General features: G+C 66.7%; 18 protein-coding genes. 5 read left to right on the top strand and 13 right to left on the bottom strand.

Translation table 11 applies throughout. From position 1 onward, the window contains the following. The first annotated feature begins 64 nt into the window (after nucleotides 1-64). Together QFZ23_RS18685 and QFZ23_RS18680 are read left to right on the top strand one after the other, a co-directional pair. A complete protein-coding gene (locus tag QFZ23_RS18685; RefSeq protein ID WP_306925209.1) occupies nucleotides 65-2,047 on the top strand; it encodes an amino acid transporter in 1,983 nt (660 codons plus the stop codon). A gap of 400 nt (nucleotides 2,048-2,447) precedes the next feature. Next, complete coding sequence (locus QFZ23_RS18680; protein WP_306925207.1) at nucleotides 2,448-2,573, top strand: hypothetical protein; 126 nt, start codon at nucleotides 2,448-2,450, stop codon at nucleotides 2,571-2,573. Nucleotides 2,574-2,840: 267 nt separating this feature from the next. On the opposite strand, the gene QFZ23_RS18675 is transcribed toward QFZ23_RS18680, so the two are convergent. The 3 genes from QFZ23_RS18675 to glgX form a co-directional block, all read right to left on the bottom strand. Then, entirely contained in the window at nucleotides 2,841-3,500 is a 660-nt protein-coding gene (locus tag QFZ23_RS18675) for a class F sortase (protein ID WP_306925205.1), read from the bottom strand. A gap of 10 nt (nucleotides 3,501-3,510) precedes the next feature. Further along, the gene (locus QFZ23_RS18670; protein ID WP_306925203.1) at nucleotides 3,511-4,425 is read right to left on the bottom strand and encodes a hypothetical protein; all 915 of its coding nucleotides are present in this window, start codon (nucleotides 4,423-4,425) and stop codon (nucleotides 3,511-3,513) included. Nucleotides 4,426-4,784: 359 nt separating this feature from the next. Continuing rightward, nucleotides 4,785-6,950 carry a glycogen debranching protein GlgX gene (gene glgX, locus QFZ23_RS18665; protein ID WP_306925201.1) on the bottom strand — a complete coding sequence of 722 codons (2,166 nt, stop codon included), beginning with the start codon at nucleotides 6,948-6,950 and terminating at the stop codon, nucleotides 4,785-4,787. 216 nt (nucleotides 6,951-7,166) lie between these two features. Here glgX and QFZ23_RS18660 point away from each other — a divergent pair, with 216 nt between their 5' ends. After that, nucleotides 7,167-8,381, top strand: a complete 1,215-nt coding sequence (locus QFZ23_RS18660) for an MFS transporter (protein ID WP_306925199.1) — start codon at nucleotides 7,167-7,169, stop codon at nucleotides 8,379-8,381. 89 nt (nucleotides 8,382-8,470) lie between these two features. On the opposite strand, the gene QFZ23_RS18655 is transcribed toward QFZ23_RS18660, so the two are convergent. The 6 genes from QFZ23_RS18655 to QFZ23_RS18630 all read right to left on the bottom strand — a co-directional run bounded on the left by QFZ23_RS18655 (nucleotide 8,471) and on the right by QFZ23_RS18630 (nucleotide 13,576). Beyond that, the gene (locus QFZ23_RS18655) at nucleotides 8,471-8,701 is read right to left on the bottom strand and encodes a hypothetical protein (protein WP_306925197.1); all 231 of its coding nucleotides are present in this window, start codon (nucleotides 8,699-8,701) and stop codon (nucleotides 8,471-8,473) included. 102 nt (nucleotides 8,702-8,803) lie between these two features. Next, a complete protein-coding gene (locus QFZ23_RS18650) occupies nucleotides 8,804-9,349 on the bottom strand; it encodes a hypothetical protein (protein WP_306925195.1) in 546 nt (181 codons plus the stop codon). A gap of 61 nt (nucleotides 9,350-9,410) precedes the next feature. Next, on the bottom strand, nucleotides 9,411-9,728 hold the full coding sequence (locus QFZ23_RS18645; RefSeq protein WP_306925193.1) for a hypothetical protein: 318 nt from the start codon (nucleotides 9,726-9,728) through the stop codon (nucleotides 9,411-9,413). Nucleotides 9,729-10,281: 553 nt separating this feature from the next. Further along, nucleotides 10,282-11,553, bottom strand: coding sequence for an aminotransferase class I/II-fold pyridoxal phosphate-dependent enzyme (locus QFZ23_RS18640; protein ID WP_306925191.1), 1,272 nt, complete (start codon nucleotides 11,551-11,553; stop codon nucleotides 10,282-10,284). Then, nucleotides 11,550-12,407, bottom strand: coding sequence for a class I SAM-dependent methyltransferase (locus QFZ23_RS18635; RefSeq protein ID WP_306925189.1), 858 nt, complete (start codon nucleotides 12,405-12,407; stop codon nucleotides 11,550-11,552). Before QFZ23_RS18635 ends, QFZ23_RS18640 begins: the two co-directional genes overlap by 4 nt. Before the next feature lie 212 nt (nucleotides 12,408-12,619). Next, nucleotides 12,620-13,576, bottom strand: a complete 957-nt coding sequence (locus QFZ23_RS18630) for a phosphatase PAP2 family protein (protein WP_373427901.1) — start codon at nucleotides 13,574-13,576, stop codon at nucleotides 12,620-12,622. A gap of 125 nt (nucleotides 13,577-13,701) precedes the next feature. Between QFZ23_RS18630 and QFZ23_RS18625 the strand changes: the two genes are divergently transcribed. Both QFZ23_RS18625 and QFZ23_RS18620 read left to right on the top strand, forming a co-directional pair. Further along, on the top strand, nucleotides 13,702-13,890 hold the full coding sequence (locus QFZ23_RS18625; protein WP_306925188.1) for a hypothetical protein: 189 nt from the start codon (nucleotides 13,702-13,704) through the stop codon (nucleotides 13,888-13,890). 49 nt (nucleotides 13,891-13,939) lie between these two features. Beyond that, on the top strand, nucleotides 13,940-14,335 hold the full coding sequence (locus QFZ23_RS18620; protein WP_306925187.1) for a hypothetical protein: 396 nt from the start codon (nucleotides 13,940-13,942) through the stop codon (nucleotides 14,333-14,335). Nucleotides 14,336-14,477: 142 nt separating this feature from the next. Here the strand turns inward: QFZ23_RS18620 and QFZ23_RS18615 are convergent, their stop codons facing one another. The 4 genes from QFZ23_RS18615 to QFZ23_RS18600 all read right to left on the bottom strand — a co-directional run bounded on the left by QFZ23_RS18615 (nucleotide 14,478) and on the right by QFZ23_RS18600 (nucleotide 17,954). Then, the gene (locus QFZ23_RS18615; protein WP_306925185.1) at nucleotides 14,478-14,795 is read right to left on the bottom strand and encodes a hypothetical protein; all 318 of its coding nucleotides are present in this window, start codon (nucleotides 14,793-14,795) and stop codon (nucleotides 14,478-14,480) included. A 55-nt stretch (nucleotides 14,796-14,850) separates the two neighbouring features. Then, nucleotides 14,851-15,363 carry a hypothetical protein gene (locus tag QFZ23_RS18610; protein WP_306925183.1) on the bottom strand — a complete coding sequence of 171 codons (513 nt, stop codon included), beginning with the start codon at nucleotides 15,361-15,363 and terminating at the stop codon, nucleotides 14,851-14,853. A 117-nt stretch (nucleotides 15,364-15,480) separates the two neighbouring features. After that, nucleotides 15,481-16,215 carry a response regulator transcription factor gene (locus QFZ23_RS18605; protein ID WP_306925182.1) on the bottom strand — a complete coding sequence of 245 codons (735 nt, stop codon included), beginning with the start codon at nucleotides 16,213-16,215 and terminating at the stop codon, nucleotides 15,481-15,483. Then, nucleotides 16,212-17,954: a sensor histidine kinase gene (locus tag QFZ23_RS18600; protein ID WP_306925181.1), complete on the bottom strand. Its 1,743-nt coding sequence runs from the start codon at nucleotides 17,952-17,954 to the stop codon at nucleotides 16,212-16,214. The genes QFZ23_RS18605 and QFZ23_RS18600 overlap by 4 nt, the downstream gene beginning before the upstream one ends. Between the last annotated feature and the right edge of the window lie 511 nt (nucleotides 17,955-18,465).

The raw sequence follows: 18,465 nt of genomic DNA, 5'->3' as shown, positions 1-18,465 counted from the left end.
CTGCCCTCCCGCCGCTCTACAGCGGCCCGACGGCGGACCTTCCCCAAATCCAGAAAGACACTTCATGACCGCACCAGCCCAATACTCCGTTCCGGCCAGCGTGCCCAACCCAGAGCGGGAGAACGGCCCAGGCGGCGCACTCACGCGGTGGCTGCTGGAGCACAAGGTGCACCAGCCGGTCGGGCCGGAGTCCGCCGAGGGCACCGGGCACCAGCAGAGCTGGTGGAAGGTCATGTGCCTGACGGGCGTGGACTACTTCTCCACGCTGTCCTACCTCCCCGGCATCGCCGCGCTCGCCGCCGGGGCGCTGTCGCCGTTGGCCACGCTGCTGATCGTGGCCCTGACGCTGCTGGGCATGCTGCCGATGTACCGGCGGGTGGCGCACGAGAGCCCGCACGGGCAAGGGTCCGTGGCCATGCTCGAGAACCTGCTGCCGTTCTGGCGCGGGAAGGTGTTCGTGCTGGTACTGCTGGGGTTCGTGGCGACGTCGTGGATCATCACCATCACCCTGTCCGCCGCCGACGCCACCGTGCACATGCTGGAGAACCCTTATCTTCCGCCGTTCCTCGAGGGCCAGGCCGTCCCCATCACCGTGGTGATGCTGCTGATCCTGGGCGGGGTGTTCCTGCTGGGCTTCTCCGAGGCGGTGGCCGTGGCCATCCCGCTGGTGGGCGTCTTTCTGCTGCTGAATGCGGTCATCATCGGCACCGGCATTTACGACGCCGTCACCCCGCCGGGTGCCGTCGCCGCCTGGATGTCTTCACTGGGTTCGTTTGGAGGCGGCTTTGGCAACATCGCCGGGCCCGCGATCCTGGCGTTCCCGCTGCTGGTGCTGGGACTCTCCGGCTTTGAAACCGGCGTCAGCATGATGCCCCTGGTGAAGGCAACCGGTTCGTCTCCGGAAGAGGTGCTGCGTCACCGGATCCGGAACACCCGTAAGCTCCTCACGACGGCGGCCGTGGTGATGAGCGTGTACCTGATCGGCAGCAGCTTCGTCACCACCGTGCTGATCCCGGCCGAGGCGTTCCAGGAAGGCGGGCCGGCGAATGGCCGTGCTTTGGCCTACCTGGCGCATGAGCGGCTCGGCAACGGCTTCGGGTCCGTCTACGACATCAGCAGCATCCTGATCCTGTGGTTCGCCGGCGCGTCCGCGATGGCCGGTCTGATCAACATCGTGCCCCGGTACCTGCCTTCCTACGGCATGGCTCCGGACTGGTCCCGCGCGGTGCGGCCCGTGGTCCTGGTGTACACGGCCATCAGCATCCTCATCACCATCGGCTTCAAGGCCGACGTCAACGCCCAGGCGGGCGCATACGCCACCGGGATCCTGTTCATGATGGTCTCCGGCGCGGTGGCCGTGAGCATCTCCGCCGCGCGCCAGAAGAAGCGCGGCGCCGCCGTCGGCTTCACCATCCTGACCCTCGTGATGCTCTACGCCTTGGCGGAGAACGTGATCGAGAAGCCGGACGGCCTGGCGATCTCCGGGTTCTTCATCCTGGGTATCGTGGTGGTCTCGCTGGTGTCCCGCGTCTCGCGGACCACCGAGTTGCGGGTGGACCGGATTGAGTTCGACGAGGCCGCGCGCCGCTTCGTGACGGACACGATCGACTACGACGGGCGGATCAACATTATCGCCAACCGCCCCCAGGCCAGGGACGCCAAGGAGTACGCGGAGAAGGAAGCGGCACAGCGGGAGAACAACCCGGTGCCCGGCACGGCCGACGTGATGTTCCTGGAGATCGACATCACGGACCCGTCGGGCTTCAGCGACGTGCTCACGGTGCGGGGAGTGGAGGTGGCAGGGCACCGGGTCCTTCGCGCCACCAGCCCGGCCGCGCCCAACGCCATCGCGGCGATCCTGCTGGCCCTGCACGCTGCCACGGGAGTCCGGCCGCACGCGTACTTCGAGTGGGCCGAGGGCAACCCGCTGGCCCACCTGATGCGCTACCTGCTGCTGGGCCGCGGCGACACCGCCCCCGTGGTCCGCGAGATCATCCGCGAAAACGAGCCGGACCCGGCCCGCCGCCCCGGCATCCACGTCGGCTAGCCCTCCCGCCCGTCTTCCCTTCCGCTGATCGAGCCCGTCGAGATCAAGGTTCCCGGCACGCGTCCTCACTTTTCGTCGGGTTTTTCCTGACGCGTCACTTTTCGTCGGGTTTTTCCTGACGCGTCCTCACTTTTCGTCGGGTTTTTCCTGACACTTCCTCACTTCTCGTCCGGTTTTTCCTGACACTTCCTCACCGCTGATCGAGCCTGTCGAGGCCAAGGGTGCCGCACGCTGGTTTTCGACAGGCTCAACCGGCGGCGCACGATATGCCCTGTTCACTCGGGGCGTCAGGCAACAGTGCCCCACCGCCCTGCCGGTGGGCAGGGTGGTGGGGCGCGCCGTCGGACGTTCCCAATCCGGGAAGCGCGGCCGCGTCCCTACCGCACTGAAGGAGAACCGTGTGCTGCTCAAAAGCACCGTCATTGCCCTCGTCGCCCTAACGGCGCTCGCCGGAATCGCCGCCCCATCCACCGCGGCGCCGGATGCCGGCGAGACAAGCCTGTCTTCCAGGTCTCGTCGTTCATGAAGCGGATTGTGGCGGTGCTGCGCATGATGCCCATGGGGAGAGGGGCCGGCTGGTTCAGGACGGCGCCGTGGGTCCAGAGGACTGCGAGAAGGAAGTCGCCCGCGTCCAGGAAACAAGCGACGAAAGCTGAGGACGCGTCGGGCGTTGGGCGACGAAAGCTGAGGACGCGTCGGGGGAGAAGCGACGAAAGCTGAGGGAGCGTTGGGGAGAGGCGACGAAAGCTGAGGGAGCGTTGGGGGAGAGGCGACGAAAGCTGAGGAAGCGTCCCTACGGGGCAGGGGAGGCCGTAACCACGACGTTCTTGCCCCACGGGTCCTCGGTGTAGCAGCTGATCAGCACCACGCGGTCGGGCACGACGTTCCAGATGTCGCTGTCCTTGAGCGTGTTCTTGTCGTGCGTCGTCACCGAATCCACCACGTACTTCAGCGTGCCCTTCGCAGTGGTGACCGTGACCGCCTTGCCCACGAGCGACTTGTCGCTGAGCCGGTTAAACGGAGCATCCCGGCCGTCCCAGCTATGCCCCACGATGTATGTCGTATTGGTGGACCCCGCACCCGGCAGGCCGTAGCTGGTCAGCCAGTACGCGTCGAGAGTCAGCGGCGGCACGAGCGATTGCGAAGCCAGCTCGTCCGCACTCGGCGTCAGCGGCAGGACCCGCACGTTCAGGCCGGCTGCGTCGATCGACACCGACGTCGGCGGCGCCGCCACCGGCCGCATCGCCTTGCGGGCGACGGGCGCGGCACTCGGTGAACCCACCACCGAAGGAACGGCTGAAGGTGCGACGGCGGTGCTGCCGCCGCTTGGGGGAAAAGCGTTCGACGGCGCCAGGAAGAGAGCGGCCGCCAAACCCGCCGCAGCAACTGTGGGCACGGCAAGCCAGCGCCGGCGGATGGGCCGGCGCTGGCTTGCCGTCGTCTGCGGTTCCAACGTGAAATGCCTAGTTGCGGCTGCGCTCCAGGCGGCGCATCCTCACGGCGACGGCCGCGGGCACGGCGATGCCGGCCGCGAGGAGCCCGGCGAGGAGCGCCAGTCCGGGGTGGACGCCCGGCTCGGCTTCTGCCGCGGTCTGCACGTTGAGGCCCTTGTTCGTGACGGCTGCCGCGGTGCCGGCCTTGGCGGGAGCCACATTGACCGCATTGGCGACGGCCGGCGTCGTGCTTTCCGGCGCAGTGACCGGCGAGGTCGTGATTCCGCCCGGTGCCGTGACCGGCGGCGTAGCGACGGGATCGACGCCGACGGCGCCGGGATTGCAGGCCGTGACGTACGCCTCGAACAGTCCCATGAGATTGGTGGCAGTAGCTTCGTCGAGCGAGACGGCTGCCAGCAAGGTTTCGAACTCGGCGGCCGCTGCATTGAAGGCGTCCCGGGCCTCGACGATCTCGGGCGTGTTGATGGCTGCTTCGTATGCCGCCGTCAGGTCCGTCACGGCCTGCCGGGCCGCGTCCTCGGCCTCCTCGGCCGCTTCCGTGGCGTCTTCGGCAGCACTGATGGCGGCCGGATCGCCCGAATCCTCGGCCTCCTCCTCTGCTTCCTCTGCCGCTGCTGTTGCTGCGATGGCGTCATCCAGCGCTGCCTGTGCAGTCGCGAGTTCAGCCGCGGGGACTGCACCGGCTGCTTCGACCATCGCGAGATAAACCGCCTCGGCGTCCGCCGTGACTGCGGCCTTGGACTCGACATCGGCGACAGTTGCCTCGGTGATACCGGCGGCAGAAAGGGCACCCTCAAACTGGGTGAAGGCCTGCAGGCAGGCGGCATCCCCCGGTGCTGCGGCGGCTGTGGGGGCTCCGATGAAGAGCCCGCCGGCGAACACGGCTGCTGACGAACCGGCGGCGACCCATTTGGATACGGTCATGGTGTTTACGTCCCCCAAACATGAAGTGGCCGCCGGGACAGCCCCGGCGGGGTCAGCGCGCGGCAGAACGGCTCATCGCTGCTGCCCCGAAGATTCCGGCTGGACCAGGCAGGAGAGACGCTCGTATTGTTAATCATCCGAGTACGACGGCGAGACCTCAGTTTTACCTGAATGCCGCCCGGAAGATTGCTGTGAGAGTAAAAATACATACCGATACCGGTCGTGGCAAACGTCACTGACCTGTCAGGCAATCGGGTCGCCGGCTGAGCCGCGGGCTGCGCCGGGGGCCGTCCGCCGGACCACGTGCAGGGCCAGCGGATCAAGGAGCTTCCGGGTCCCGGTCCTAGGTGAGGGAGGGCTTACGCGGTGTCGGGGGATTGGAGGCCGGGGGCCACGGAGAGGTTGGGCTCGGGCTGCGTCAGATCCCGGGCACGGAGCACGGCCATGGACTTCGCGGCGACCTTCAGCACCGAGCCGGCGTCGATCGGTCCGCGTTCCACTCCGGTCCCGGCGGTGTTGATGACCATGTCCCAGGCATCGGCAAACTCACCGGACGGGAGCGTGAACTTGATGTCGTCGTCGTGCGCGTTGAAGTACAGCAGGAAGTTTACGTCCGTGATGCGGCGGCCGCGGTCGTCCCGGCCCTGGATGCCGTCACCGTTGAGGAACACGCCGATGGTCCGGCCGAACCCGCGGCCCCAGTCCTCGGGGAGCATCTCCATGCCGTCCTCGTTCAGCCACACGATGTCCGGCAGCTTCTCGCCCTTGCCGCGCCGCACCGGCCTGCCGTCGAAGAAGGTGCTGCGGCGGAACGTGGGGTGCTTGGCGCGCAGCCGGTTCACCGCGGCCGTGAAATCCATGAGCGGCATGTCGATGGCGTCCCAGTTGACCCAGCTGAGCTTGGAATCCTGGCAGTAGACGTTGTTGTTGCCCTGCTGTGTCCGGCCGAGTTCGTCGCCGTGCAGGATCATCGGCACGCCCTGCGACAGCAGCATGGTGGCGATGAAGTTCCGCTGCTGCCGTGCCCGGAGCGCCAGGACCTTGGGATCCGTCGTCGGCCCCTCGACGCCGCAGTTCCACGAGCGGTTGTGGGATTCGCCGTCGCGGTTGCCCTCGCCGTTGGCCTCGTTGTGCTTCTCGTTGTAGGACACCAGGTCCCGCAGCGTGAAGCCGTCGTGCGCGGTGACGAAGTTGATCGACGCCACGGGGCGCCGCCCCGACCGCTCGTACAGGTCCGCCGACCCGGTCAGCCGCGACGCAAACTCGCCCAGCGTTGCGGGTTCGCCGCGCCAGAAATCGCGCACGGTGTCGCGGTACTTGCCGTTCCATTCCGTCCACTGCGGGGGGAAGTTGCCCACCTGATAACCGCCCGGCCCGACGTCCCACGGCTCCGCAATGAGCTTCACCTGGGACACGATCGGGTCCTGCTGCACCAGTTCGAAGAACGTGGAGAGCCGGTCGACGTCGTAAAACTCCCTGGCCAAGGCGGCGGCGAGGTCAAAGCGGAACCCGTCCACATGCATCTCGGTGACCCAGTACCGCAGCGAATCCATCAGCAGCTGCAGGGAGTGCGGCTGCCGCACGTTCAGGGTATTTCCGGTGCCCGTGTAGTCGACGTAGTACTGCCTGTCGTCCTCCAGAAGCCGGTAATACGCGGCGTTGTCGATCCCCTTGAAGCTCATGGTGGGGCCAAGGTGGTTACCTTCCGCCGTGTGGTTATAGACGACGTCGAGAATCACCTCGATCCCCGCACGGTGCAGTGCGCGGACCATCGCCTTGAAATCCTGGACCTGCTGGCCCATCTGGCCGATCGAGCTGTAGGTGTTCTGCGGCGCAAAAAAGCCGATGGTGTTGTAGCCCCAGTAGTTGGTGAGGCCCTGCTCCTGCAGCGTCCCGTCATTGACAAACTGGTGCACCGGCATCAGCTCGATGGCCGTGATGCCCAGCCGCTGCAGGTGCGCAATGACGGCGGGATGGGCGACGCCGGCAAAGGTGCCGCGCTGCTCCTTGGGCACCTCGGCGTGCAGTTCCGTAAGCCCCTTGACGTGTGCCTCGTAGATGACGGAGCGGTGGTAGGGGATCCGGGGCGGCCGGTCCCCGGCCCAGTCGAAGAACGGGTTGATCACCACGCCGAGCATGGTGTGCGGCGCCGAGTCCTGGTTGTTGCGGGAAGAGGGGTCGCCGAAGTTGTAGGAGAACATCGCCGGGTGCCAGTGCACCTGCCCGGCGACGGCCTTGGCGTAGGGGTCCAAAAGTAGCTTGTTGGGGTTGCAGCGGTGGCCCTTGGCGGGGTCGTAGGGTCCGTAGACCCGGTACCCGTATTTCTGCCCGGGCTGGATCTGGGGCAGGTAGCAGTGCCACACATACCCGTCCGCCTCGAGGAGTTCCACGCGCGTTTCGGTGCCGTCACCGGCTATCAAACACAGCTCGACGGCGGTTGCCGCCTCGCTGAAGAGGGCGAAGTTTGTCCCCATCCCGTCAAAGGTCGCACCCAGTGGATACGCGCTGCCCGGCCAGACTTCCATGATCACTCCTGCGGCTGTTCAGTTATTTCCGAACAATACTCATGTCCAGTTGGGGTCCGCGCGCCTCGCCCTGACACAAGGCTAAGCACACTTGTTAATTTCGCCAAGGTCTGGTCTTAAACCCGTGGCGCCGTAAATCAAATTGTTTGTGATTCTGGCCTCGTGGAGGCCCGCGTTTCCGCGGGGGCGACCTGGCCCGCACCTAGGATAAAAAGGATGACTCCGCCGAACAGCCCGCCGCCCTTCAGTCTCCGCGGCATTGCTGTTCCGGCATTCGGCCCGGCGCTCCTGTTCAGCATCGGCCAGGGAGCGATCCTGCCGGTGGTGGCCCTGTCCGCCCGTGAACTGGGCGCGTCCGTTGCCGTGGCGGCGCTGATCGTCACGCTGATCGGGCTCGGCTCGTGGTTCTTCAACCTTCCGGCCTCCATGATTACGCTGAAGTTCGGCGAACGCTGGTCCATTGTGGGCGCGGCCGCCGCCGGGGCGCTGGCCCTGCTGGCCGCCGCGGTGTCCCTGGTCATTGGCAACGGGCTCTGGCTGCTCGCGGTGGCGATGGCCGTCGTCGGGATGTCCGCCGCCGTCTTCAGCCTGGCCCGGCAGAAGTACCTCACCGAGGCCGTACCGGTGGAATTCCGCGCCCGTGCCCTGTCCACGCTGGGCGGCGTGAGCCGGATCGGCACGTTCGTCGGTCCGTTCATCGGCGCCGTGGCCATCGCTTTCGTCGGCATCAGCGGCGCTTACTGGGTGGGTGTGGCCGGCATGGCCGCTGCCGCCGTGCTCGCCATAACCGTCCCCGACCTGGTGGCGGCGGACGGGTCCTCCGCCAAGACCGGTCCGGAGCCCACCCTGCGCGGCGTGGCCGTCTCACATGCCGGTGTTTTCCTGACTGCCGGAATCGCCATTTTGCTGCTCAGCGCCCTGCGCACCTCCCGCCAGGTGGTGATCCCGCTGTGGGCCGACCACCTGGGCCTCGACCCGACGCATGCTTCGCTGGTGTACGGGCTCTCCGGGGCGATCGACATGCTGGTCTTCTATCCGGCGGGCAAGGTGATGGACCGGCGCGGGCGGCAGTGGGTGGCCATCCCGTCCACCCTGATCATGGGTGTGGCGCTGGTGCTGATCCCGCTCACCGGCGGGTTCCCCAGCCTCCTGCTCGCGGCCCTGCTGATCGGCTTCGGCAACGGGATCAGCTCCGGCCTGGTGATGACACTGGGCGCCGACTTCTCACCCGACCGCGGCCGCGGGCAGTTCCTGGGCCTCTGGCGGTTCATGGCCGACGCCGGCTCCACCGGCGGTCCTGTGCTTCTCTCCGCGGTGACGGCTGCAGCCTCCCTCGGCCCCGGCGTGACGGCCACGGGGGTACTGGGGTTCGCAGCGGCAGGTGTGTTCGCCGTCGTGCTCCCCAGGCTCAAGCACCGCCGCAACTACTGACGCCACTTACCCAACCTTCTCGCAGTAGTTGTCGTTTTGACGGCTGAAAACGACAACTATTGCGAGGTAGTTGGGCCGCAGGGTCCTGGTTAGGTCCCCGCCCAGCGGCGGAGGGTGCTGTTGACGAGGCCGATCAGCGCGGCCGTCCACCAGCACGCCTGCGAGATGCTGAGCGCGATCAGCAGGCGCGTGCGAAGCCGGCGGCCCAGTTCGCTGAAGCTGGTATCCCGCGGAAGCGCGAACATTTTGTGCATGGCCGGGGCGATGCTCAGGCCGTTCAGCATCAGGATGAGCACGCAGCCGAGCTTCACGGCTGTCACCGGGTTGGTGATGTCGGGCTGGATAAGAGCGCCCGACGTCAGCAGAAGCGCGAGGCCGCCCAGATCAGGGGCTTCGTTGTGCGTTCAAGTTTCGGAGATGCCTTAGTCGCCCGAACCGTGTCCGCCGCTGTCGTCACCAGGTTCGGACGCCTTGCGCAGGCCGCCCCGGTCATCGCCTGCTTCCGGGGCGGTGCGCAGGCCGCCTTTATCGTCGCCAGGCTGAACGGAGACGACGGCGGGGCCGGCGTCGGTCTGGGAACGGACGTTGCCGTCGGGCTGGGACACGGCGGGGTCGGCGTCGGACAGGGAACCGACGGTGCGGCCGGGCTGGGACCCGGCAGGACCGGCGTCGGAATTTCTTGTAACGGTGCCGCCTTTATCGTCCCCGGACTCCGGCGCCCCGGCAGTCTTAGCGGTGGCGGGAACTGTGCCGCCGCCGACCGCGGACGTCACGTCAGGCGTCGCTTTCGCGCTGACGACGGCGGCCGGGGCCGGAGTCCTGCCGGAGTTGTTCGGCAGGAGGACGCTGTTCGCGTTGCCGGTGCCCGCCGGCGTGGTGTTCAGAACCTGTGTATTGACGGCGAGGGCGGCGGATCCGGTCACGAGGATCCCCGCCACGGTTAGCGTGAGGGCTGCTCTGGTTTTCATGGTCCGCTCCAGGGGCGTCGGAAAAATTGCGTGTAGGCGGAAGTCCAGGAGTCGGCGGATTTCATCCTCGGTGTTGGATCTCGTGCAGATGCGCCAGCATTGCCTGTTCGGGGTGTCCGGGATGCTCGGAGATATGCCTGAGCAGCGACAGCCGGGTCTCCGAGTTTAGGCCTTCGTCGCCAAGGATTTCTCCGATGAGCCGCATCAGTTGGCGCTGCAGTATGCCCCCTTGGGGAGCGCGCTGGGCTGGCCGTTGGCCGGCCCGTGCCGGGTCGGGAACTGCTGCGGGGCCTCCGGCGGCGTGCCGGGCAGCTAGCCCCTCCGGGGCGGGGGACTGCCACTGGCTGTTACCGGGTGAATACGGGTCCGGGCTCATCATTTTATTTACCTTCCACCTGTGCCGCCCCGCGGGCCCTTCCGGCATGCGCTGAGACCGGCGGCGTTGCCGGCAAATCCCGGTGCGAAGGGGAATGCCGTCTGTCGATATTGTTCCGGGACTCCATGGTGAATTTGCTGGTGAACCTTGGAATGCGGGGAAGGCAAGGTCCCCCCAGCCGGAAGGTGCGTTAGCAGTGCCGCGGCGGCGAGAGGCCGCTGGTGGGGTGGGGGTCTGGGTTCCCCAAGGTTAAACGGGATTTTCCTAGGAACCGCTGACACGATCTTTCTATCTGGTCCGACGCCACAGCCGCGAGTGGTCGCTGAGCCAGCTGGCCGGCCCGGCAGTGCACCCCCCTGACATGCCGGGCCGGCAACCCCCAAGCCTTTAGCTGGGCCGCCCTAGAGGGGCAGCCGGCCGTCTTTCGCTTCGCCTGGGACGCGCCGTCGTCGGTCAGAACACCTGTTCCACAGCCGCCCGGGTGAGTCGGAGGTTGGGAAAGGCGAGGCTCTTGCTGGAAAAGCTGACTTAGGACACCAAGATGGGGATAGCCCGGTCAGGGCAGTTTTCTTGGGCTCGCGGGAATGATGGGGATCAGGCCCGTGGGCAGCTTGATTTCGGCGTCCTCGGGCCGGTCCTGCCCCGCCCGTTCGATGGCCGCCCGGAAGTGGGGCAGGCTGCGCTCCACCATGTCCTCGCTAGCGGTGAGGGAAATCCGGAAAAACCCCCGTGTCTCGAACAGGACGCCCGGAAGCACAAAGACATCCTCCTGGCCCAGCGCCTCGGTGAAGGCCTCGTCATCATGAATGGGGGAGTGGACGAACAGGTAAAAGGTGCCCTCGGACGGCCGGAGCCGGTATCCCATGCCGCCCAGCTCCTGGACCAGCCGGTCCCGCTTCTGCTGCAGCTGGCCGACGTCGATGGTGAACGTCTCCAGCCGCGGCAGGGCGTACTGCAGCACGGCGTTGGGGTAGATCCATCCCATGGCCAGCTGCATGGCTTCGACGGCGGTGCCGAGCTCCTTGCGGTCCGGCATGCTTGGCGGCAGCGCCAGGTACCCGATCCGCTCGCCCGGCGACAGGTGCGTCTTTCCGTAGGAGTAGGCAAGGAGCGTGTAGGGATAGAACTCCGCGGGGCTGTGGAAGCGGGCACCGTCGAAGACGATTCTGTTGTACGGCTCATCGGACACCAGGTAGATCCGCCGGCCTATCCGCGCCGACGCGTCGTCGAGGAGCGTGGCCAGTTGGCGGAGGAGCTCAGGCGGGTAGATCCTTCCGGTCGGGTTGTTTGGCGAATTGATGATCACCACACGGGTCCGCTCCGTGATGGCCGCTTCAATGGCCGCCAGGTCGAGGTCGAAGGTTTCGAGGTCGATCCGGACTTTGACAGGGACCAGTCCGGCCTCGACGGCGAGCGGCTCGTAGAGGAACCAGGGCGGCAGGCTGTAGATGACCTCGTCGCCGGGATCGGTAACAGCCTTCAATGCAAGGGCGATCGCGGTGAAGCCTCCGGTGGTGAGGTACAGGTCCTCGGGTTCGAACGGAACGTCGAGCAGCCGGCCCAAGGAATCCGCCGCCGCCTCCCGGGCATCCACCTCGTTGGTCTTGTACGCGAACCACTGGTCGTCATGCGGGTGGAGCGCGTCCCGGAGGGCGTCAACGTAGGCCTCCTGCGGCATCTGGTGCGGGTTGCCCAGGGTGAAGTCGCAGATGCCGGGAAGGTGCTTGCGGTGGGCGTAGGTGGAATGGTTCAGGTGCTCGTAGATCCTCCGGAAGGACGGGATGGAGGCGACCTCAAGGGCGCGGCGCGAGGCGGGGGAGTCCGTCACAGCCCGGTTTCCTGGGGCTTGGCATTGGTCTTCGCCGTGAGCAGCAGATACTCCCATTCCATCTGCGAGGGCGTGTCGCCGTGGGCTTCGATGTACGTGCTGGCAAGTTCCGTGAGTGCGTCGTCCAGGGCCCTGGCCTTCACCTCGTCACCGGACAGCGACTTGTACACGGAGATGGTGGGGCCGTAGTGCGACTTGAAATAGTGCAGGAAGTCTTCGGGCTGGCGGAAGCTGGTGACTGCGACTGTCCGCTTTTGCGCCCGGATCTCGCCCAGCCGGTCGCCGAACAGCTCACGGACATGGTCTTCGCTGCCCCACAGCGGCGCTGGCTGCGCGCCGGGCGGGGGCGGGGGAGCGAAGGGTTTCATGGTGGAGAACATCTGCCCGACGAAGCCCTCGGGTGTCCAGTGCAGCAGGCCGATGGTCCCGCCTGGCTTGCAGACACGCACCCATTCGTCGGCGGTCGGCTGGTGGTGCGGGGCGAACATGGCGCCGAGGCAGGACATGACGACATCGAATTCGCTGTCCGCAAAGGGAAGGTTTTCGACGTCGGCCTCCACCCACTCGAGCTCAACGCCGCGGTCGGCAGCCTGCCGACGACCGGCGTCGAACATCTCCGGGGTGAGATCGCTGGCTATCACCCGCGCACCCATCATGGCCGCGGGGATGGCCGCATTGCCGGCGCCCGCGCCCACATCCAGGACGCGCTGCCGCGGTTTGATGTTGCAGGCCTCCACCAGGATGGCGCCCAGATCCAGGAGGAGCTCGCTGGCTAGGGCAGGGTAGTCGCCCTGCGCCCACATGGCCCGGTGTTTTTCCTTCAGGGCCTTGTCCGCCTCGGCTTGGTCGTTCATGTCTGCGCACCTCTGCTTTCGCAGGTCCAGTAACAGCGCCCAGCTGAGTCTGTGGAGGCTGTGGTGCGACTTATTGTGGGCTCCCCGGCGGGGCTTGTAAAGGTTGCGCATCCCCAACTGAGTAGCACCTCAGGGCGTTTTCAGGGCTGAGAACGCCCTGTGGTGCTACCTAGTTGGGTGGGGGGAAGGTGACGGTGAGGTCAGCGCCTTGATTAGTCCCGGCGTCGGACGGCGTATGCGAACAGGGACGTCGTGGCCACGGTGGCCAGGTACCCGGCGATGACGATCAGCGAGATGCCCGCCCAGAAGTAGTTGGTGGTGCTGGCCTCCTGGCCGACGCCCGGAACGATCATGACGAGCGAGTACACGGACACCGCTGCAGAGGCCAGCCCCAGCACCACAGGCAGCCCGATCCACAGCCGCGCCGAACCCCAGTGCCCGCCGAAGCCGTCCCAGACGTTCCACTCGTGGCCGTCGTTGCGGAGAATCAGCCAGCCCGCGGGAATCATGAAGCAGCCCACCACCAGGAACGCCGCCACCACGTCCGCCGGCCGGTGCCACTGGTTCACCAGCGTGGACATGCCCGAGGCGATCGCAAACGTACCGCCGACAAAGCCTGCCAACGGGCGCCATCGCGGGGACGCCATCAGGAACACGGCCGCCGCCGCGGACGCCGCCAGCGTGGTGTGCCCGGACGGCAGCGAGTTCAGCTCCAGCGTTTCCACGCCCCGGTGCGGCCGCAGCGGCAGCAGGTCCTTGAGCACCTGCGTGGCGATGTTCGCCGCGACGCACGCCGCAACGGCAATGCCCGCGGCCCGCCAGCGGCGGTGAATCACGGTCACCAGAAGAACGACGACGGCGGCCATCACGAGGGAGATGGTGGGCAGCCAGTCCAGGAACCGGGTGGTCACCTTGCCCGCGGGCCCATGGATTTCCACGGCCTCCACGAGGGCAGACTCGTCGATGAACTGGCCCGTGGTGGTCCGGACGAAGTAATAGTAGGTGGCGGCGAGGCCCGTGGCGCAGGCCAGAGTGGCCACGGCGAAGAGGAAGCCGGTGCCCGCTGCCAGGCGCATCCGTCGGGCTGACGGCTGCCGGCGCGGCTTCTGACGGCCCTGCTGTTGGCGGCCTTGCTTCTTACGGCGGGGGTCCCTGAGCTGGAAAGTCATCGTAACAAGGGTGTCACAGTTTGCTGGGAGTCGCCTGTCCGCCCGGTGGGTGTGCCCTGCTGCCCGGGATCCTCGGCGCCGGTGGATGCTCGACTCTGCAGGGCCGCGGGCATTACGTTGGGGGCATGACCGAAAACCCAGACGAGACCCGCACTGTTTCCGAAGAACCGGTCCGTGACGAAACCGGCCGCGACGAACCTGCGGGCGATGAAACCGACCTCAGCACCAAACTGGACCCGGATTTCATCCCGCAGCAGGGCGAAACCCCCGACGCGAAGCGGGCCCGTGAGCACCCCGAGGAAACCGGCAGCTGACGCCCTGTATTGGGCTAAATGCATGCCGGCCGGCGGCTAAAGTTGGTGCATGGGCGGTATCGCGGATGTACTTGGCCCCATCCTGGAAATGATGACGTGGGTGGGCTTGCTCCCCGGCGCGCCGTTGCTCGTGTGGGGACTGATTATCGAACGGCGCCGCTGCGCCTGGACCAAAACAACGGGTGAGGTGTACACCGCCGGCGGCTTCACCGGCTTCCGCTGGACGGACCAGGAGAACGTCCCGCGCCAGACCCTGGTGGACTCCGACGTCGCCCGGGGCCTGGTGGCCGGCACCAAGGTGGAGCTGCATTACGACCTCTGCCACCCGTCGCGCTGGGGCCTGAGACCCCCCAAGCACGACAACATCATCCTGATCCTCGGCTGGATCCTGACCGGAGTGGGCATCCTCAGCACTGTGGTGGGCTTCGTGCTGCTGCTCTTCTGACGGGCCACTTCTCATCGGGGCCCGGACAGAGGGGCCCGGACACAGGGACCATACAAACCCACCTGGACCCGGACATGCGTCGGGTACCCGTGCCGCGGCGGGTACCCGGTCTGTGGGCAGCTGTAGCTGCGTTTTCCGTCTGCTAGACGTGCGGATCGACTGTTGAAGCCCGGTCGGCGCGCGGGGAACGACCGCCGCGTCGGTTCCTGTCGCGCAGGTGGTCCAGCAGTGCCTGTTCGGGATGCCCGGGGTTCTCTGCCAGGTGGCGCAGGAGCCGGCGCCTGACGTCGGACCGCGGATCGGCTGTGGCGAGCACATTGTGGATGATGTCCAGAACCTGTTGATGGAGTTCCGAGTCGTCCACCATCACGGTGGTCGGCTGACCGTAGGCGGAGTCGACCGTGGAGCCCCATCGCTCCGGCGGAATAGGTTCATACAGATCGCGGAATTCCGTGTGCATCACTGGCTCCTTATTGCGGGGGGAAACTGCATCTTCGGGTTGCCGCCGCGTGCGCTTATTCATTGCTGCTGCCACTCCTGCCGTTGGTGCCGGAGAGACCGTTGTTGCCGGTGAGACCGCCTTTTCCGTCGAGCTGGCTCGAGGACGTCGAATTGTCAGTGGGTTCCACTGCCGGGGAAGTGACCTGGGCCGGCTCCACAAGCTCGACGCCGGAATCATTGGAGGATACGTCGGGGTCTTCGCTGGAATCGGCTGGGTCGTCTGGTGCCGGCCCGGTCCGAGCAGGTTCCGCTGCTTTCGTGGAGAGAGGGGAGGAGGTGGCAGGGTTCAGCGGCGCCGATTTGAGCGCCGGTGACGAGGCCCTGGGCCCGGCCTTGGGGTGGGTGAGCGGCGACAGTCGCAGGGTTTCAGTGAAGCCGTCGATGTTCAGGGCCGAGTCGCGGGGGTCCGGTCCACGAACAATCACGCCGGGTTCCTGACCTGTCGGCGCCCCGGTGACAGCCTGCGCCCAGACGGTGATGCTGGCGAGACCCACCAGCGGAATGCTCAGCAACAACCACCTCTTCATCGGCCTGCCACCTCCTTCGTGAAACAACTTTGAGGCGTGAAGGTGAGGCAGGGATGAGACGCGGATGAGAGTCTTCTCATGCAACCCGGCGGCCCGGCGTTGGGTGGGCAGGGAGGCCTAAATCGACTGGCCTTCTGCATCATCACCGGTACCGGCTGCATCATCGGGAGCTGCTGCGGAGGGGCCGGGCAGGCACACGAGGCGGTAGCCCACGCCGCGGACGGTCTGGATGCGGTCCTGGCCGAGCTTGTTCCGCAGGTACCGCACATATACGTCCACCACATTGGAGGACCCCTCGAAGTGGTAGCCCCACACCCGGCTCAGGAGCTGCTCGCGGCTGAGCACCTTGCCGGCGTTCTCCATGAACGTCCGGGCCATGACGAACTCCCGCGCGGACAGGTCGATCACGCGGCCGCCGATCTCGGCAGTGCGCAGGTTCACGTCGAGCGACAGGTCGCCGCAGACGAATGTCGGGGCGGAGGTCACCGCCTGCGCGCCCCGGAGCCGTAGCTTGATGCGGGAGAGCAGTTCCTCGAACCGGAAGGGTTTGGTCATGTAGTCGTCCGCACCGCCGTCGAGCGCCGCTACCGTGCTTTCGAGGCTGTCCGCCGCCGTCAAGATGATCACCGGAATCGTGGAGTGCATGTCGCGGAGGTTCTTGAGGACGGTGAGGCCGTCCATCCTGGGCATGCCGATGTCCAGGATGAGGAGGTCGAACTCCCCGGACGTGGCGTAATCCAGTGCTTTCACCCCGTCGGAGACCTGGGTGGTGGTGTAGCCGGCCGCCGTGAGGCCCTTGGCGAGGAAGGCCGCGATGCGCGGCTCGTCGTCGGCGATCAGGATCCGGGTCAAGGCGTGCCTCCCGCCCGGGTGGCCAGTTCAATGCCCGACGCCGGTCCGGCCGGCTTCGGTTTGCCGCCTGCGGCGCCCGTTCCCTTGTGTCGCGGTCCCTTGGCAGCGGGGCCCTTCACGGCGGGTCCCCTCACCGCGGGTCCCCTGATCGCGGGGCCCTCAAAGCCCGGGGCTTCGGTGCCGCTGCCGCTTCGGCCGGCGCTGTCCGCGGCGGGGGAATCATCCGTTTCGCCGCCCGCGTCCTTGCCGCCGGAGGGGATCCGGAGCACGAAGCGGCTGCCCTTGCCCTCCTCGGACTCCAGCAGCACACTGCCGCCATGCGCCTCGGCGATGGCCTTTACGATGGACAGCCCCAGGCCCGAGCCCTCCGAGGCCGCCGAGTTGCTGCCCTTGCCGAAGCGCTCGAAGATGCGCTCATGGTCGTCCGCCGGAATGCCGGTGCCGGTGTCCGACACCCAGATCTCCAGCTCCCTGGATGCCGAGTCTGCCAGCTCCCGCACAACTACCGCCCGACCGCTTTGGGGGGTGCCGTCGTCGTTCTCCACCCACGCGCCCCCGACCGATATCCGGTCCGACTCGGAGGTGTATTTGACCGCGTTCGCGGCGAGCTGCTCCAGCGCCTGGGTAAGCCGGCGGCGGTCGACGCGGATCAGGCCGCCGGGCTTGGCGTCCAGGTGCCACTGGCGCTCGCCGAGGACCCGGACCCGGTTCAGGACGTCCTCCAGGAGGTCGTCGGCCTCCACCCAGGCGGGAGTCACGAAGTCCGGCCGGCCGCTGCGGGCAAGGAGCAGCAGGTCGTCCACCAGTACCTGCATCCGGTCCAGCTCGTCCAGGAGGAGCATGCGGGTCTGGTCGACGTCGTCGGGATCCCCGGCGCGGAGCAGCTCCAGGTAGCCGCGGATGATGGTCATGGGGGTGCGCAGCTCGTGGCTGGCGTCGTGGACGAAGCGGCGCTGGTTGTCGAAGCCGGACTCCAGCCGTTCGAGCATGCGGTTGAAGTTCATGGCCAGCTGGGCCACGTCGTCCGTGCTGTCCGGCACCTCAACCCGCTTTGTCAGGTCCTCAAAGGTGGTGGCTTCCGTGGCTTCGCGGAGCCGACGGACGGGACGCAGCAACCGCCCGGTGACAAGGAAGCCCACCAATCCGGTCAGCGCGAGCGTCACCAGGGACGCCAGGGCGAACGTCCACATGGAACCGAAAACCTCGGCGCGCTGGGCGCCGATCTCGCTTGAGGCAATCAGCAGGCCCTGGTCCTGGCGGCCCCGAGCCAGGGAAACGGACGTGATGGCCAGGCGGACCTGCCGGCCGTCAAGCTCAATATCGCGCATCACGGTCTGTCCGGGCACACTCCAGTCCCAGACATGGTCGGTGACGGCCGCCGTGTTCAGGTTGGTTGCTTGCTTTGCCCGGGGCAGGATGACGTTGCCGCCCCGAACCATGGTCATCACGGACTCGTCGCCTCCGGGCGCCCCGTTGCGCAAATAGGTCGTAAACAGATCGTGCAGCGAGGTGTAGGCCGCACCGCCGTTGTTTGGCGAGCCGCGGCTCGCCAAGTCGTCCAGGTTGCTGCGCGGCTGCAGCAGCTCGGCGTTGACGCGGTCATTGAGGCTTTTCAGCTGCGCCGCATGGGTGGCCGCGCCGGCAACAAAGAGGCCCACAGCCATGAAGACGAGCAGCGTGGCCAGCAACCGGAAGCGGACGGAATGGATTTCCGTGCGCAGTGCGCCGGCCGCATTCATGGGACTACCCGGCCTTTTTTAATGTGTGTCGTTCGTAACACGACGTGTGCCAGGGCCCACGGCGCAGAATTTTTTTGAAATCCGGAGCGGCCGCCAAAGACGCTCATCGCCGAGTACTCGGAGTACTTGGTTGTACCCGGGCCGGCCATGGTCCGCCTCATTGGATCACCCATTTCATGCTGATTCGGCGGTCCTCCGGGGACGAGGATCGCAGTAGTGCCGCTCTAACTGCGGTACTACGAATGTAGCCCCGGGTTCTTGGGAAAAACTTGGTGTTTCTGGGCCCGCTGCCGACCTCCCGGCGGGCTTCAGGGTGGCCTAGGGCCGGCCCAACCGAGTGGTGGCCCGCTCGATGCAAAGGCACCCAAGTAGTGTCCCGGCCGAAATTCGAGTACTCGCTACTCGTGCCCATACTTGCCTGAGTGACAAGTATGAATCCAAGCCATTCATGGGGAATGCAGTTCATGGGGATAGTAGGTGCAGACAAATGGTTCAGACGGTTGCAGAAGAT

The organism is Arthrobacter globiformis, assembly GCF_030818015.1.
In the GTDB taxonomy this organism is placed as follows: Bacteria; Actinomycetota; Actinomycetes; order Actinomycetales; family Micrococcaceae; genus Arthrobacter; species Arthrobacter globiformis_C.
This window is presented reverse-complemented; position numbering and strand designations above follow the sequence as displayed.

Excerpts from the sequence above, each read along its gene's own strand:
- QFZ23_RS18685 (WP_306925209.1), top strand. The coding sequence starts at position 65 with ATGACCGCACCAGCCCAATACTCCGTTCCGGCCAGCGTGCCCAACCCA.
- QFZ23_RS18670 (WP_306925203.1), bottom strand. The coding sequence starts at position 4,425 with ATGACCGTATCCAAATGGGTCGCCGCCGGTTCGTCAGCAGCCGTGTTC.
- glgX (WP_306925201.1), bottom strand. The coding sequence starts at position 6,950 with ATGGAAGTCTGGCCGGGCAGCGCGTATCCACTGGGTGCGACCTTTGAC.
- QFZ23_RS18660 (WP_306925199.1), top strand. The coding sequence starts at position 7,167 with ATGACTCCGCCGAACAGCCCGCCGCCCTTCAGTCTCCGCGGCATTGCT.
- QFZ23_RS18650 (WP_306925195.1), bottom strand. The coding sequence starts at position 9,349 with ATGAAAACCAGAGCAGCCCTCACGCTAACCGTGGCGGGGATCCTCGTG.
- QFZ23_RS18645 (WP_306925193.1), bottom strand. The coding sequence starts at position 9,728 with ATGATGAGCCCGGACCCGTATTCACCCGGTAACAGCCAGTGGCAGTCC.
- QFZ23_RS18635 (WP_306925189.1), bottom strand. The coding sequence starts at position 12,407 with ATGAACGACCAAGCCGAGGCGGACAAGGCCCTGAAGGAAAAACACCGG.
- QFZ23_RS18630 (WP_373427901.1), bottom strand. The coding sequence starts at position 13,576 with ATGACTTTCCAGCTCAGGGACCCCCGCCGTAAGAAGCAAGGCCGCCAA.
- QFZ23_RS18625 (WP_306925188.1), top strand. The coding sequence starts at position 13,702 with ATGACCGAAAACCCAGACGAGACCCGCACTGTTTCCGAAGAACCGGTC.
- QFZ23_RS18620 (WP_306925187.1), top strand. The coding sequence starts at position 13,940 with ATGGGCGGTATCGCGGATGTACTTGGCCCCATCCTGGAAATGATGACG.
- QFZ23_RS18615 (WP_306925185.1), bottom strand. The coding sequence starts at position 14,795 with ATGCACACGGAATTCCGCGATCTGTATGAACCTATTCCGCCGGAGCGA.
- QFZ23_RS18610 (WP_306925183.1), bottom strand. The coding sequence starts at position 15,363 with ATGAAGAGGTGGTTGTTGCTGAGCATTCCGCTGGTGGGTCTCGCCAGC.
- QFZ23_RS18600 (WP_306925181.1), bottom strand. The coding sequence starts at position 17,954 with ATGAATGCGGCCGGCGCACTGCGCACGGAAATCCATTCCGTCCGCTTC.